Raw genomic sequence first — 14,846 nt, forward strand, 5'->3', positions numbered from 1 at the left:
AGGAAATTTCATGTCTGATATCAGACCTGTTGAGGCATGGTTTTGCTACGCTTGCCGGCAAGACCCATCATCGCACGACCAGAGGCCTCCATGCTCCGGCACTTCCGCATGTTCGCAGACTATAACCGCTGGGCCAACGAGCGCGTCTACGCCGCCTGCGCCGAGCTGTCGGAAGACGAGTTCCGGGCGGACAAGGGCGCCTTCTTCAGTTCCGCTCAGCGCACGCTCAACCACATTCTCGTCGCCGACCGCATCTGGATGAAACGCCTCACCGGAACGGGCGAGGCGCCCGAGGCGCTGGATACGGTTCTCTTCGAGGATTTCGATGCGCTCGAGGCGGCGCGGCAGGTGGAAGACGCGCGAATCGCCGCCTGGCTGGACGGCCTGACGCAAGACGATCTCGCCAAACCGTTGACCTATTCGAACGTTGCCGGCACCGCACATTTCACCCAGCCTGTCGCCCCCGTCCTCACCCATATCTTCAACCACCAGACCCATCACCGCGGTCAGGCGCACGTCATCCTGACGGCGCTCGGCAAGCCGTCCCTCGTACTCGATCTCCTCGCTTTCCTGCGCACGGACGGCCGGCACTGGCAGTAAGCCACTGCACCGTCTTGCCACCGGCGCCAAGTTCGGCCAAAAGGCTGGCATGATCACGATTTCCGGCCTCACCGTCCGCATCGCAGGACGCCTTCTTATCGAAAACGCCTCGCTTTCGCTGCCCGAAGGCGCGAAGGCCGGCTTCGTCGGCCGCAACGGCGCGGGCAAGTCGACGCTGTTCAAGGCGATCACCGGCGAGCTTTCGCCCGAGGCCGGCACGATCTCCATCCCGAAGAACGCCCGCATCGGACAGGTCGCACAGGAAGCGCCGGGCACGGAAGACCCGCTGATCGACATCGTTCTGGCCGCCGACAAGGAGCGCGCCGCGCTGATGAAGGAGGCGGAAACCGCCACCGATCCGCACCGCATCGCCGACATCCAGACGCGGCTTGCCGATATCGGCGCGCATTCGGCGGAAGCGCGCGTGGCCTCCATCCTCTCCGGCCTCGGCTTCGATCATGCGGCGCAGAAGCGCCCGGCCTCGTCCTTTTCCGGCGGCTGGCGCATGCGCGTGGCGCTGGCCGCCGTGCTGTTTTCCGAGCCCGATCTTCTGCTGCTCGACGAGCCGACCAACTATCTCGACCTCGAAGGCACGCTGTGGCTGGAAGACTATGTGCGGCGCTACCCGCACACCGTCATCATCATCAGCCACGACCGCGATCTCCTGAACGAGGCCGTCAACTCGATCGTCCATCTCGACCAGAAGAAGCTCACCTTCTATCGCGGCCCCTACGACCAGTTCGAGCGCCAGAAGGCCGAGGCCGACGAGCTTCAGATGAAGGCCAAGGCGAAGAACGACGCCGCCCGCAAACACCTGGAAAGCTTCATTGACCGCTTCCGTGCCAAGGCGACCAAGGCGCGGCAGGCGCAAAGCCGCATCAAGGCGCTGGAACGCATGGGCACGGTGGCGGCGGTCATCGAGGATCATGTCGCCCCCATCGTCTTCCCGGAGCCGGAGCGCAAGGCCGCCTCGCCGATCATCGCCATCGAGGGCGGCGCGGTGGGCTACACGCCGGGCCACCCCATCCTGAAACGGCTCAACCTGCGCATCGACACCGATGACCGCATCGCGTTGCTCGGCTCGAACGGCAACGGCAAGTCCACCTTCGCCAAGTTCCTCGCCGGGCGGCTTCAGGCCGAAGCGGGCACGGTGAAGCTCGCCCCTCACCTCAAGACCGGCTTCTTCGCCCAGCACCAGATGGACGATCTGGTGCCGGAGCAATCCGCCGTCGAGCATGTCCGCCGGCTGATGCCCGAGCAACCGGAGGCGAAAGTACGCGCCCGCGTCGCCCAGATGGGCCTCGCCACGGAAAAGATGGACACGCCGGCGAAGGACCTTTCCGGCGGCGAGAAGGCCCGCCTGCTGATGGGGCTTGCCGTATTCGACAATCCGAACCTGCTCATCCTCGACGAGCCGACCAACCACCTCGACATCGACAGCCGCAAGGCGCTGATCACCGCGCTCAACGATTATTCCGGCGCGGTCATCCTGATCTCGCACGACCGTCACCTCATCGAGGCGACGGTGGACCGGCTCTGGCTCGTCAACGACGGCACGGTGACGAATTTCGACGGCGATCTGGAAGACTATCGCGCATTGATCGTGCAGAGCGGCAAGTCGAAGGACAATGCGTCGAAGCCCTCCGGCGAGGAGGCGGTCTCGAAGGCCGAACAGCGCAAGGCCGCCGCCGACAAGCGCGCAAGCCTGGCGCCGCTCAGGAAAAAGATCAACGAAATCGAGGCCCTGACGAAGAAACTGGAGAGTTCGATTCAGGCGCTGGATGCGGAGCTTGCCGACCCGAAGCTCTACGAGAAGAACCCCGCCAGGGCGGCCGAAAAGGCAAGGCAGCGCGGCGAGGCCGCGGCGAAGCTGGCCGATGCGGAGGAACAGTGGCTGGAACTTTCGGCCGAATACGACGCGGCGATGGCGAATTGACGCCCGGCAAGTCCACAACCGCGCGTCGTTAAATTCGTCGAATTTCGCCCCGATCCGGGCCATTTTTCCACTTCATTAACCAGACGGCGGGATTATCCGGGGCATTCCTACCGACCGGAGTCCCCTCCCTTGCTCTCCTTGCGCACATCATCCGTTCAGCCGCTGCAAGCCGCTGCCGAATTTCCCGTTTCCGATGAGGCGGCGGCCGTTCCGCTCGCGCCGCACGCAGATGAAACACCCGCGGACATCGCGTCGGCGCCGGATGCCGCCTTGCGGGTGATCCGCACCGATTCCGCGCTGGCGAACGTCGCGGCGGAGGATTTCCTCTTCGAAACCGGCCCGGCCCGGCTCGTCTTCGCCTATGTTTCGCCGCATGTGGATTTCCGCCGGGCGATGGAACAGCTAAAGCGCCTGTGCGGCTCCGCGCCGCTGATCGCCACGACGACGGCGGGCGAGCTTTGCGCCACCGGGACGGCGTCCGACGGCCCGCTTTATTGCCGGGCGGACGGAAGCTGGGACAATATCGTCCTGCAAGTGTTCGGCCCCGATCTGTTCGACGCGGTTTCCTTTCACACCGTGCCGCTGGCGAACGAGGACATCCGCGCCGGCCGGCCGTCGAAGCCGCAGGCGCGGCGGGTGGCGGAAATCGCCCGCAACCTGTCGGGCGTGCGCCCGCCCTTCGAAATCCGGTCGGACGACACGCTGGCCTTCGCGCTCGTCGACGGTCTTTCCTCGTCCGAGAACTATTTCATGGAAGCCATCTACGAGGCGGCGCAGTTTCCCTGCATCGTCATCGGCGGCTCATCGGGCGGCAAGCTCGATTTCCGCGAAAGCTACCTGTTCGACAACGGCCGGATTCTCGAAAACCACGCCATCCTCATTTTCGTGAAGATGCGGCCGGACATGCGTTTCGGCATTTTCAAGACCCAGAACTTCAGCGAAACCGGCAAATCGCTGGTGATCATGGAGGCCACGGCGGAAATCAGGCAAGTCAGATCCGTCGTCAATGTCGACACCATCGAAATCGTTCCGGTGATCGACGCGCTCTGCCGGATGATGAACTGCCAGCCCCACGACCTCCAGAAGCGCCTCGAAGGCTACACCTTCGCGCTGAAGATGAACGGCCAGCTCTTCGTCCGCTCGATCTCGGGCATCGATCCCGAAACGGGCACGGTCAACTTCTACTGCGACGTCAATCCGGGCGACGAGCTGCATCTGGTCAAGGCCACGGATTTCAACATCCAGACCCGGCGCGATCTCGAAGCCTTCCTGCGCGGCAAGCCGCAGCCGGTTGGCGCCTTCCTCAGCGACTGCATCCTGCGGCGCCTGAGCAACGGACCGCAACTGCGCGAACTCGACGGGCTGTGGACCGTGCCGACAGCCGGCTTCTCGACCTTCGGCGAACTGCTCGGCATCAACGTCAACCAGACGCTGACGGCGGCCGTGTTCTTCCGGGTGGAGGAAGGACAGGCCTTCCACGACCCGTTCGTCGACCTGTTTCCGATCCACTATGCGCGCTTCGCAGGCTATTTCACCGAAACCCGGCTGAGCCAGCAGCAGCTCATGAACAGCATGCGCAAGAAGCTCATCGGCCGGCTGACGGACTTCATCGAGCGCACCTCGAACCTCACCGCCGAACTCGACCAGATGGTCAGCCAGACCGAGGAGGTCCGGGCCGGCGTCGAAAGCGTGCGCGGCGACATGGAAGAGCGGATCAAGGCCGTCTCGACGGACGACCGGAAGGGCGTTCTCGAAACGGAGTTCCAGAACGTCGCCACCATGATGAAGCGGCTGAACGACATCGTCGGCGTGATCGACAAGATCACCATGCAGACCAATCTGCTTTCGCTCAACGCCACCATCGAAGCGGCCCGCGCCGGCGAGGCCGGAAAGGCCTTCGCCATCGTCGCCAACGAGGTGCGAAGCCTCGCCACCGACACCAAGTCGACGCTGGACAAGAGCCGGGAATCGCTGGCGAAGGTCGAGGACTCCATGAAGGTTCTCGGCCAGCACATCGCCCATTCCGAAAACAAGATCCAGAGCGCCCAGCAGGGCTACAACGCCATTTCCGACCAGCTCGGCAATCTCTTCACGTCGTTTTCGCGCATCAACGAGGTGATGGGAGCCGTGGAGGAAATGTCACGCCAGCAAACCATGATGATGAGCCAGGTCGAGCAGGACATCACCCGGCTGAAACGCATCGAGGGATAAGGGCCCTCGCGGAAAGAGTCCCCCCGGACTGCCGACAAACGGCTCATCGCTCTCTTTCGTCATGGTCGGACCTGACCCGACCATCCACCGCGCCGCCTGCGGCGTGGACCCTCGGCTCAAGGCCGAGAGTGACGAAGGAGAGGGTTGCAATACAAAGACTGACGAGCGCCTGTACCAGCCCTCTCCGGCCACCTTCAGGGCCCCGTTCCTCAGGCCTTCTTCACCCAGCGGCGTTCGGGCGTCTGCTGCCAGTAGGTCAGGGCGTGGCCTTCGGCCTTCAGCCGCTTCCACTCGCTGCGGGCGGCTTCCACTTCCTCGTTGTTGTAGCCGTCGAACATCAGGATCGCCCGGTCGTAGCCGTCGAGCGCCTTCGGCGTCGCGCCGTTCACGAAGAAGCGGATGTTGGCCTTGTTGATGTTGTCCGCCAGCACGGTCAGCAGCACGGGCTGGCGTTCCGGCTCCTCGCCGTCATCCGTGCCGTGCGGCAGGAAGCTGTCGTCACGATACGTCCACAGATGCACGTCGAGTTCGTCGCGGCGTTCGGGGTCGGTGAACTCCACGGCGACGCGCCAGTCGCGTTCGAGGCTTTTCTCGATCAGCGCCGGCAGGGCCTCGTCCAGCTTCGATTCCGTCAGGTGGTAGAAGAGAACCTCGGTCACGCTATGCTCATGCCTCGTGATGGGCGCGGACGAACTCGTCGAGCAGGCGGACGCCGAACCCGGAGGCCCAGCCCTGGCTGATGTCGGTCTTGAGCGAATCCATCGCCGTCATGGCGATGTCGAGATGCGCCCAGGGCGTATCCCCGACGAAGCGCCGCAGGAACTGCGCGGCGGTGATAGAGCCGGCATGGCGGCCGCCGCTGTTCTTCATGTCGGCGAACCGGCTGTCGATGATGCGGTCGTATTCCGGACCCATCGGCAGGCGCCACAGCTTTTCGCCGGTGGCAAGGCCGGCCGCCGTCAGTTCACCGGACAGGGCGTCGTCGTTGGAGAACAGGCCCGCGTGATGCCTGCCGAGCGCCACGCCGATGGCGCCCGTCAGCGTCGCGAGGTCGACCATCAGCTTCGGCGCGAAGCGGTCCTTCGCGTACCAGAGGATATCGCACAGCACGAGCCGGCCTTCCGCATCGGTGTTGACGATCTCGATGGTCTGGCCGGAAAGCGAGGTGACGATGTCGCCCGGGCGCTGGGCATTGCCGTCGGGCATGTTCTCGACAAGGCCGATCACACCGACGGCATTCACCTTCGCTTGCCGCGCGGCGAGAACGTGCAGGAGGCCGACGACGGCAGCGGCCCCGCCCATGTCGCCCTTCATGTCCTCCATGTTGAGGCCCGGCTTCAGCGAAATGCCGCCGGTGTCGAAAACGACGCCCTTGCCGATGAAGGCAAGCGGCTGCGAATCCTTCTGCCCGCCGTTCCAGCGGATGACGGCGACGCGGGCCGGGCGCGCCGACCCCTGCGCGACGCCGAGCAGTGCCCGCATGCCGATCTCGCCGAGTTCCTTTTCGGTGAGGATCTCGACCTCGGCGCCGAGCGCCTCGAGCGCTTTGGCCTTTTCCGCAAATTCGACGGGACCGAGCACGTTCGGCGGCAGGTTGACGAGATCGCGGGCCAGAACCACGCCGCCCGCAATCGCCTGCCGTTCGGCAAAGGCGGCCTTCGCGGCTTCGGCGGCGGCGGTGACGATCGTCACGCGCACGCTGTCCGCTTCCTTGTCCTCCGCCGCCTCGTCGCGGGCCGCACTCTTCACGCTCTTGCCCGCCTTGGTCTTGAAGCTGTCGAACCTGTAGGCGCGCAGCAGCATGCCCAGCGCGAAGTCGGCAGCGGCATCGCCCCCCGTCTCGACGCCCGGCGCATCGAGGAAAACGGTCACGGCGGTTGCGCCCTTGACGGCGGCGACCGCAGCACCCCCGGCATTGAGGAAGGTTTCCGGCCCGATTCCGGCGACCGGCCCGAGACCGACCACGACGAGCCTGTCGGCGGCGGAGCCCTTCGGCGCGAGGATATCCAGCGTGGCGCTCGCCTTCGCCTTGAAGGAGGCCACGGACGCGGCCCGGGCGACCACGCCGTCCGGATCGGCGGCATCCGCGCCGGCGGGCAGGCCATCGCCCGCCGCCTTCAACAGAACGGCGGCACCGCCGGAAATGTCCGCCGAGGGGACGAATGAAATATCGAAAATCAGGGACATGGTTACTCCAGATCGGAAAAGCCGGAAACGTCCGGCGTGGGAGGACGGGCCGTTCCGCCGCCCGCATCTTTCCTTCTTGTCGGCCCTTCCCCGCCATTTTTCAAGGCCACAGAGGCGCCTGCACGAAAGCGTCATCGGAAAAATGCGCAGGCCCGGGACGGCGAAAAATGAAGCCGGACACATTTTTTAACATAGGCGGAGTCGCCAATCGCGCTCGAACCGCTTAGATAGTCACGAATTTTACGGAACGTTCACCAGGTACCTGATGAAGCTCATCGAAACCTATATCCTCAAAAGGATCACCCAGATGACGCTGGCAGCGCTGCTGCCGGTGCTGGCGATTCTCTGGACGATCCAGGTTCTGGGCCGCATCAACCTCGTGACCGATTCCGGCCAGTCGATCGGCTCCTTCATGACGCTGGCGACGCTCATCCTGCCGACGATCATCCCGATCGTGCTGCCGTTCGCCGCCGTCATCGGCATCGCCCAGACGCTGACGACGATGAACAACGATTCGGAACTGGCCGTCATCGACGCCGCGGCGGCGCCGCGCAGCACGCTCCTGAAGCCGGTGCTGGTCTTCGTCGCGCTGCTCAGCCTGTTCTCGTTCTCGGTGTCGAACTTCGTGGAGCCGCAGGCGCGCGCCTCGGCCCGGCAGATGATCGCCGCCGCCTATGCCGATCTTCTCTCCTCGATGATCGAGGAAAAGAACTTCCGCTCCATCCAGGACGGCCTCTACGTGCAGATTTCCGAGCGTCATTCCGGCAAGGTGCTACGCGGGATCTTCATCGTCGACCAGCGCGACCCCAATTTCGACCTCGTCTATTACGCCCGCGAAGGCGCGATCGACGCCAACGGCACGTCGCTGACGATGCAGGACGGCGAGGTTCACCGCAAAACGCCCGACGGCAAGATCTCCATCATCCGCTTCGATTCCTACGGCTTCGACCTGTCCGACATGACGCGGTCGGAGGGGCCCCAGGTCAAGGCGCCGGGCCAGCAGACCCTGTCGTTCCTTCTGTCTCCCGATCCCGACGACAAGGGCTATGCCGCCAATCCGGGCGCCTATCGGGCCGAGTTGCACTCGCGCCTGACGGACTGGCTGTTTCCCTTCGTCTACGGGCTGATCGCCTTCGCCATCGCCGGCGACGCGCGCTCGCACCGCGAGGCGCGGCTGCACCCGCTCATCTCCTCGCTCATCGCGGCTTTCTTCCTGCGCTGGCTGTCCTTCTCGGCCTCGAATGCGGCGGAAACGCAGCCGCTGTTCATTCCCGCCGTCTATGCCGTGCCGCTTCTGAGCGGGCTTGCGGCGGCCATCGTCATCGCCAGCGGCAGAAAGCCGCGCCTGCCGGCCTTCCTGCGCAACCGCCTTCCGGCGCTCTGGCAGGCCGTTCAGGCGCGCCTGCCCTTCCGCCGCGATCCGAATGGAGGCGCGGCGTGATCTTCTCGATTCTCGGACGCTATTTCTTCCGCCGCTATGCCATGACCACCATGTGGTTCCTTCTCGGCGTCAGCGGCATCATCTTTCTTGCCGACTTCAGCGAGACGGCCCGCCGCTTCTCCGACCTGGAAGGTTATACGGCGGTCGGCGCGATGGTGTTGACGCTGCTGCGCCTGCCGCAGATCCTGATCCAGACCATCCCCTTCATCGTTCTGTTCGTCGGCATGACGGTACTGATCGCCCTCAACCGGCGGTACGAACTGGTCGTCACCCGGGCGGCGGGCATCTCCGTCTGGCAATTCATGGCGCCGTTCGCGACCGGCGCGTTCCTGGTCGGGCTGATGACGGTCCTCGTGCTCAATCCCCTGTCCTCGTGGGGACAGCATCAGTCGCTGACGCTGGAGAACGGCTGGCGCAAGACCGATTCGAGCCGCGCGGCCTTCCTGCCGTGGATCCACCAGATGACCAGCGACAGCGACGTCATCATCGGTGCCAAGACGGCCCTCGAAGAGGGAACGATGCTGATCGACGTCGCGCTTTTCCATTTCTCCCCGTCGGGAAGCATCATTCTGAGACAGGATGCCGCCTCGGCAAAGTTGGAAAATGGTTACTGGCTGCTTAACGACGTCAACGAAACGAGCCCGGGCGAGATCCCGCGCCATCTCGACGAGGTCAGGCTGCCAACGAATCTGAAGCCGGAATACATACAGGAGCGGCTGACGCAGCCGGAAAGCGTTGCTTTTTATGAGATTTCGAGAAAAATCGAAATCGCCCGAAGCTACGGCATCCCCACGCGCGCGCTGGAGACCCAGTTCCACTCCTTGTTGTCCCTTCCTTTCCTTCTGGTTGCCATGACGATGATCGCGGCAACAGTATCCTTGAAATTCAGTCGGATGAACCAATCCCGCTCCGTGATTCTGGGTGGAATCCTGTCCGGCTTCGTGCTTTATGTCGTGACGGTGCTTGTCAAAGCATTCGGGAGCAGCGGTGTCGTACCCCCGGTTGTCGCGGTCTGGATTCCCGTCATCGTGGCGATGGCCCTCGGCGCGACGATTCTGCTTCATCAGGAGGACGGCTAGTGGCGGTCAGTAACCGCGAGAGTATCAGAACGCGTATGGCGCGCCTCATGACGGGAGTTGCCCTGTGTGCCTGCTTTCTGACGGCAGGCGCAGCGCTCGCCCAGGATGCGTCGTCCGACGAGAAGCTCCAGCTTTCATCCGACGAACTCGTCTATAACCGCGATTCGGAGGTCGTGACCGCGACCGGCGCGGTCCAGATTCACTACAACGGCTACAGCATGGTGGCCCAGCGCGTCGATTACGACCAGCGCACCGGCCGCATGTCGGCCAGGGGCCATATCGAACTGATCGAGCCGGACGGCAACCGCATCTATGCCGACAACCTCGACATCACCGACAATTTCGCCAGCGGCTTCCTCAACGGCCTGCGCGTGGAAACCATCGACAATACCCGTCTGGCCGCCGAAAGCGGCGAGCGCATCGACGAAGACACGATGGTGCTGAACAACGGCGTCTACACCGCCTGTCTGCCCTGCGCCTCCGATCCGCAACGCGCGCCGCTGTGGCAGGTGAAGGCCGAGCGCGTGGTCCAGAACGGCAAGACCCGGACGATCCGTCTCGAAAAGGCGCGCGTGGAAGCCTTCGGCGTTCCGATCGCCTTCGTGCCGGCGATGGAAGTGCCCGACCATACCGTGAAGCGGAAGTCCGGCTTCCTCTTCCCGCGCATGAGCCTGACCGAAAACCTCGGCTTCGGCGCCTCCGTCCCCTATTACTGGGCGTTTTCGAACCACGCCGACGCGACGTTCACGGCGACCGGCTACACCTCGCAGGGCGTGCTGCTGGAAGGCGAGTTCCGCCAGCGTTTCGAAAACGGCGAACACACGTTGCGCGTGGCGGGCATCAACCAGATGCGCAGCGAGATGTTCACCAGCAACACCAGCGACGCCGAGAAGGATCTGCGCGGCCTCGTCGCCAGCAAGGGCGAGTTCCACTTCAACCCGCGCTGGGCGTTCGGCTGGAACGCCATGCTGCAAAGCGACAACAATTTCGCGCGCACCTATGACATCGAAGGCCTGAACGACACCTTTCACACCAATCAGGCCTATCTGACCGGCAAGGGCGACCGCAACTACTTCGACGCCCGCGCCTATTACTTCGACGTTCAGGACGCCGACACGAACAACGATGCGGAAAAGCGCCAGGCGATCGTCTCCCCGGTCATCGACTATCGCTATATCGCGCCGGAGGCCGTCGCAGGCGGCGAGCTTTCCGCGAACTTCAACTTCACCAACATCTCGCGCACCAATGCCGACATCAACGCCGCCCTGAGCAAGAACGGCTATCGCGGGCTGTCCGGCGTCAACACCCGCATGACCGGCGAGATCGAGTGGCAGCGCACCTACACCACGCCGCAGGGACTGTTGCTGACGCCGATCCTGGCGGCCCGCGGCGACCTGCACGGCCTCGACGTCAACACGCCCACCGGCTACACGGGCAATTTCGAGGGTGACGGCTTTACGGCGCGCACCATGCTGACGGCGGGGCTCGAGGCGCGCTATCCGCTTCTCGTGTCCAGCAGCTACGGCAGCCACATCTTCGAGCCGATCGCGCAGGTCTTCGTGCGCCCGAACGAAAGCCATGCCGGCGGGCTTCCCAACGAGGACGCGCAGAGCTTCGTCTTCGACGCGACCAACCTGTTCGAACGCGACAAGTTCTCCGGCTACGACCGCATCGAGGGCGGAACGCGCGCCAATATCGGCTTCCGCTACACCGGCTCCCTGGACAACGGCTTCACGCTGAAGGCCATCGCCGGGCAGTCCTACCAGCTTGCCGGCCAGAACTCGTTCGCGACCGACGACCTCGTGAACGCCGGCGCCAATTCCGGCCTGGAAAACAGCGTTTCGGATTATGTCGCGATGGCAGGCGTCGACATGCCGAACGGGATATCGCTCAGCAGCAGCGTGCGTCTCGACAAGGACGATCTCGACCTGAACCGCACCGATACGTCCATCGCCTATACGTCGCGCGCGGTGCAGGCCAGCCTGACCTATACGCGGATCAACTCGCAGCCCGAATATGGCGACAAGAAAGACAACGACGTCATCCAGAACACCACGTCGCTGCGGCTGAACGACAACTGGTCTCTGTTCGGGGCGGTGACGTGGGACATCAATTCCGACGTGCTGACCCGCCGCGGTCTCGGTTTCAGCTACACCGACGAGTGCATGATCTTCTCGATGGCGTTTTCCGAGACGCGCGATGCCAGCAACGAGAAGGCGAACGACTGGACCGTTGGCGCCCGCCTGAGCTTCCGCACGCTGGGCGATGTCGATCTGGGCGCGGACACGTTCGATACGTTCATTGAATAATAATGGCACCGAACAACGGGCATCGAACGCAATCCCGGCGGCGGGCCATTGTTTCGCCGCAAGGATTGTGAAACTGATCCGGCGTATTTATACAGAAAAGGCCTTCGCAATACCGAAGGCCGGAACGGTATGAACGGATCGGGCGGGCGAACCTGCCGGTCCACGACTGTTTTATCGACACTCTGAAGACGAACGAAGGGTTCGGGGCATGAGCCCCGCGAGGGAAAGGAAATGCCGATGGCTGTTGGGAAAAAGGCTTTGCGCGCCCTGATGGCGGGTGCTGTCGCATCTTCGCTCTGCGCTGCGGCTCTCGCCGCCGCACCGGCCCGTGCGCAAACCAGTTCTGCCGTCGAGATCGTCGTCGGCCGCACCGCGATCACCAACAACGACATTTCCCGCCGCGCCGCGTTTCTGCGGTTGCAGAACCAGCGTGGCGACCTGCGCAAGATAGCTCGCGAGCAGATGGTCGAGGAAACGCTGAAACGGCAGGAAATCGCCCGGGTCGGCGCCTCCGTCAGCACCGCCGACGTCGATGCCTCCTTCGCCCGCTTTGCCGCGGGCAACAAGCTGACGCCGCAGCAACTGACGCAGATTCTCAATCAGGCCGGCGTCGGCACCGAGCATTTCAAGGCATTCATCGCCGTGCAGATGAGTTGGCCGCGCCTCGTGAACGCCAAATACGGCAATTCCGGCAGGCTCTCGAACCAGGAAATCGTCAAGCGCATGGCGGAATCCAAGGAAAAGCCGGTCACGACGGAATACATCCTCCAGCAGATCATCTTCGTGGTGCCGGAATCCAAGCGCAATGCGATCACCGCCAAGCGTAAGGCCGAGGCAGAGGCCGCGCGTTCCAAATTCCCGACCTGCGAGCAGGCCAAGCAGTTCGCCAAGGGCTATCACGACGTGGCCGTGCGCGAACTCGGCCGCATGATGCTCCAGCAGATTCCTGAGGAGTGGAAGCCGCTGGTGGAAAACGCCAAGGGGCAGACGACCGGTGTTCGCGTGACGGAACGGGGCGCCGAATTCCTCGCGATCTGTAGCCAGCGTCAGGTCAACGACGACCTTGCGGCGGAAATCGTGTTCCGCGCCGAGGATCTGGCCAATGCCGGCAATTCGTCCGACGCCAGCCCGAACGAGAAGAAATTCCTCGATGAACTGCGCTCCAAGGCGCACATTGTCTATCGCTGAGAACGCCCCAAGGACACCTTCATGCCGAGTTCCGCCCCGCGCCCTCTCCCGCTCGCCTTGACCCAGGGAGACCCCGCCGGCATCGGGCCGGATCTCGCGCTGGTGGCTTGGACCAAGCGGAAGGAATACGGCCTGCCGCCGTTCGTCTATGTCGGCGATCCGGATGTCCTGACGATCCGCGCACGGCTTCTCGACCTTGAGGTTCCGCTGGCCGAGACAGGCGCCGAAGCCGCAACGGGCGCTTTCGCCGAAGCCTTGCCCGTCCTTTCCCTCCCCGCCGGCATCGATGTCGTCGCCGGCCAGCCCCATATCGGCACCGCGCGCAGCACGATCGCCTCGATCGAAACCGCGGTGGAGCTTGCGGTCTCCGGCAAGGCAAGCGCCGTCGTCACCAGCCCGATCGCCAAGGCCGTTCTCTACGAAGCGGGTTTCCAGTTTCCCGGCCATACCGAATTTCTGGCCGATCTCGCCGCCCGCGCCACCGGCGAGCGTGTCATGCCGGTCATGATGCTGGCCGGTCCGAAGCTGCGCGCGGTTCCGGTGACGATCCATATTCCGCTCAGGGATGTCGCAGACAAGCTGTCCGAAGAACTGATCTTCGACACCTGCCGCATCGCCGCGAAGGATCTGCGCGAGCGTTTCGGCATCGCCTCGCCGCGCCTTGCCGTGTCCGGCCTCAACCCGCATGCGGGCGAAGGCGGCGCCATCGGCAGGGAGGATCAGGACATCATCCATCCGGCCATCAGCCGCCTGCGCGCGGAAGGCATCGACGCCTTCGGCCCCCTGCCCGCCGACACCATGTTCCACGACGAAGCCCGCGCCCGCTACGATGTGGCGGTCTGCATGTATCACGACCAGGCGCTGATCCCGGCAAAGGCGCTCGGCTTCGACGATACCGTGAACGTCACGCTCGGCCTGCCCTTCATCCGCACCTCGCCCGACCACGGGACGGCTTTCGGCATCGCCGGGCAGGGCGTCGCCCGCGAGACGAGCCTCGTCACGGCCCTCAAGCTCGCCAGCCAGCTTGCGGGGCATGCGAGGGTGGCTCCCGTCTGATGGCCGCCATCGACGGCCTTCCACCGCTGCGCGACGTCATTGCCGCCCACGGGCTCGACGCCCGCAAGGCGCTCGGCCAGAATTTCCTGCTCGATCTCAACCTGACGCAGAAGATCGCCCGCACCGCGGGGCCGCTCGAAGACTGCACCGTCATCGAGGTCGGCCCCGGCCCCGGCGGGCTGACGCGCGCCATTCTCTCGCTCGGTGCGAAGAAGCTCATCGCCATCGAACGCGACAGTCGCTGCCTGCCCGCGCTTGCCGAAATCGCCGCGCATTATCCGGGCCGGCTGGAGGTGATCGAGGGCGACGCGCTGAAGGCAGATTTCGCGGCGCTGGCCGAGGGCGTCGGCGGCAGGGTGAAGATCATTGCCAACCTGCCCTACAATGTCGGCACGCAGCTTCTCGTTAACTGGCTGCTGCCTCCCGCCTGGCCGCCCTACTGGGAGTCGCTGACGCTGATGTTCCAGAAGGAAGTCGGCCTGCGCATCGTCGCGGACGAAGAGGACGACCACTACGGCCGCCTCGGCGTGCTGGCCGGCTGGCGCACCGAGGCGCACATGGCCTTCGACGTGCCGCCGCAGGCCTTCACCCCGCCGCCCAAGGTGACGTCGACGGTGGTGCATCTCACCCCGCGCGACAACCCCTTGCCCTGCGACGTGAAGAAACTCGAAAAGGTGACGGAAGCCGCCTTCGGCCAGCGCCGCAAGATGCTGCGCCAGAGCGTCAAATCCCTCGGCGGCGAGACCTTGCTGGAAAAGGCCGGCATCGACCCGACCCGACGGGCGGAAACGCTGTCGGTGGAGGAGTTCGTGCGGCTGACAAATTGCGTTTGAGGCCGG

Annotated in this window: 11 protein-coding genes; 9 read left to right on the forward strand and 2 right to left on the reverse strand. The window is 64.3% G+C overall.

From position 1 onward, the window contains the following. The first annotated feature begins 90 nt into the window (after positions 1-90). From NOF55_RS18085 to NOF55_RS18095, 3 genes are all read left to right on the forward strand, one after another. The gene (locus NOF55_RS18085) at positions 91-600 is read left to right on the forward strand and encodes a DinB family protein (RefSeq protein ID WP_306412517.1); all 510 of its coding nucleotides are present in this window, start codon (positions 91-93) and stop codon (positions 598-600) included. A gap of 49 nt (positions 601-649) precedes the next feature. Further along, a complete protein-coding gene (locus tag NOF55_RS18090) occupies positions 650-2,536 on the forward strand; it encodes an ABC-F family ATP-binding cassette domain-containing protein (RefSeq protein WP_306412518.1) in 1,887 nt (628 codons plus the stop codon). A gap of 129 nt (positions 2,537-2,665) precedes the next feature. Next, positions 2,666-4,747 carry an FIST N-terminal domain-containing protein gene (locus tag NOF55_RS18095; protein WP_306412519.1) on the forward strand — a complete coding sequence of 694 codons (2,082 nt, stop codon included), beginning with the start codon at positions 2,666-2,668 and terminating at the stop codon, positions 4,745-4,747. Positions 4,748-4,956: 209 nt separating this feature from the next. On the opposite strand, the gene NOF55_RS18100 is transcribed toward NOF55_RS18095, so the two are convergent. After that, positions 4,957-5,406 carry a DNA polymerase III subunit chi gene (locus NOF55_RS18100; RefSeq protein ID WP_306412520.1) on the reverse strand — a complete coding sequence of 150 codons (450 nt, stop codon included), beginning with the start codon at positions 5,404-5,406 and terminating at the stop codon, positions 4,957-4,959. A 7-nt stretch (positions 5,407-5,413) separates the two neighbouring features. Continuing rightward, positions 5,414-6,934, reverse strand: coding sequence for a leucyl aminopeptidase (locus NOF55_RS18105; RefSeq protein ID WP_306412521.1), 1,521 nt, complete (start codon positions 6,932-6,934; stop codon positions 5,414-5,416). Between the two features lie 265 nt (positions 6,935-7,199). On the opposite strand from NOF55_RS18105, the gene lptF reads away from it, so the two are divergent. The 6 genes from lptF (at position 7,200) to rsmA (ending at position 14,840) form a co-directional block, all read left to right on the forward strand. Continuing rightward, the gene (gene lptF / locus NOF55_RS18110; protein ID WP_306412522.1) at positions 7,200-8,375 is read left to right on the forward strand and encodes an LPS export ABC transporter permease LptF; all 1,176 of its coding nucleotides are present in this window, start codon (positions 7,200-7,202) and stop codon (positions 8,373-8,375) included. Next, entirely contained in the window at positions 8,372-9,454 is a 1,083-nt protein-coding gene (gene lptG, locus NOF55_RS18115) for an LPS export ABC transporter permease LptG (RefSeq protein ID WP_306412523.1), read from the forward strand. The genes lptF and lptG overlap by 4 nt, the downstream gene beginning before the upstream one ends. After that, a complete protein-coding gene (locus tag NOF55_RS18120) occupies positions 9,454-11,763 on the forward strand; it encodes an LPS-assembly protein LptD (protein WP_370868997.1) in 2,310 nt (769 codons plus the stop codon). The genes lptG and NOF55_RS18120 overlap by 1 nt, the downstream gene beginning before the upstream one ends. A 237-nt stretch (positions 11,764-12,000) precedes the next feature. Then, a complete protein-coding gene (locus tag NOF55_RS18125) occupies positions 12,001-12,951 on the forward strand; it encodes a SurA N-terminal domain-containing protein (protein ID WP_306412525.1) in 951 nt (316 codons plus the stop codon). Between the two features lie 21 nt (positions 12,952-12,972). Next, entirely contained in the window at positions 12,973-14,007 is a 1,035-nt protein-coding gene (pdxA, locus tag NOF55_RS18130; RefSeq protein ID WP_306412526.1) for a 4-hydroxythreonine-4-phosphate dehydrogenase PdxA, read from the forward strand. Next, on the forward strand, positions 14,007-14,840 hold the full coding sequence (gene rsmA / locus NOF55_RS18135; RefSeq protein ID WP_306412527.1) for a 16S rRNA (adenine(1518)-N(6)/adenine(1519)-N(6))-dimethyltransferase RsmA: 834 nt from the start codon (positions 14,007-14,009) through the stop codon (positions 14,838-14,840). Before pdxA ends, rsmA begins: the two co-directional genes overlap by 1 nt. The last annotated feature ends 6 nt before the right edge of the window (positions 14,841-14,846 follow it).

Origin of the sequence: Ectorhizobium quercum, from assembly GCF_026552795.1 — a bacterium.
Taxonomy (GTDB): domain Bacteria; phylum Pseudomonadota; class Alphaproteobacteria; order Rhizobiales; family Rhizobiaceae; genus Ectorhizobium; species Ectorhizobium quercum.

Bases quoted from the DNA above. Each gene is read 5' to 3' on its own strand.
- NOF55_RS18085 (WP_306412517.1), top strand. From the start codon at position 91: ATGCTCCGGCACTTCCGCATGTTCGCAGACTATAACCGCTGGGCCAAC.
- NOF55_RS18090 (WP_306412518.1), top strand. From the start codon at position 650: ATGATCACGATTTCCGGCCTCACCGTCCGCATCGCAGGACGCCTTCTT.
- NOF55_RS18105 (WP_306412521.1), bottom strand. From the start codon at position 6,934: ATGTCCCTGATTTTCGATATTTCATTCGTCCCCTCGGCGGACATTTCC.
- lptF (WP_306412522.1), top strand. From the start codon at position 7,200: ATGAAGCTCATCGAAACCTATATCCTCAAAAGGATCACCCAGATGACG.
- NOF55_RS18125 (WP_306412525.1), top strand. From the start codon at position 12,001: ATGGCTGTTGGGAAAAAGGCTTTGCGCGCCCTGATGGCGGGTGCTGTC.
- pdxA (WP_306412526.1), top strand. From the start codon at position 12,973: ATGCCGAGTTCCGCCCCGCGCCCTCTCCCGCTCGCCTTGACCCAGGGA.
- rsmA (WP_306412527.1), top strand. From the start codon at position 14,007: ATGGCCGCCATCGACGGCCTTCCACCGCTGCGCGACGTCATTGCCGCC.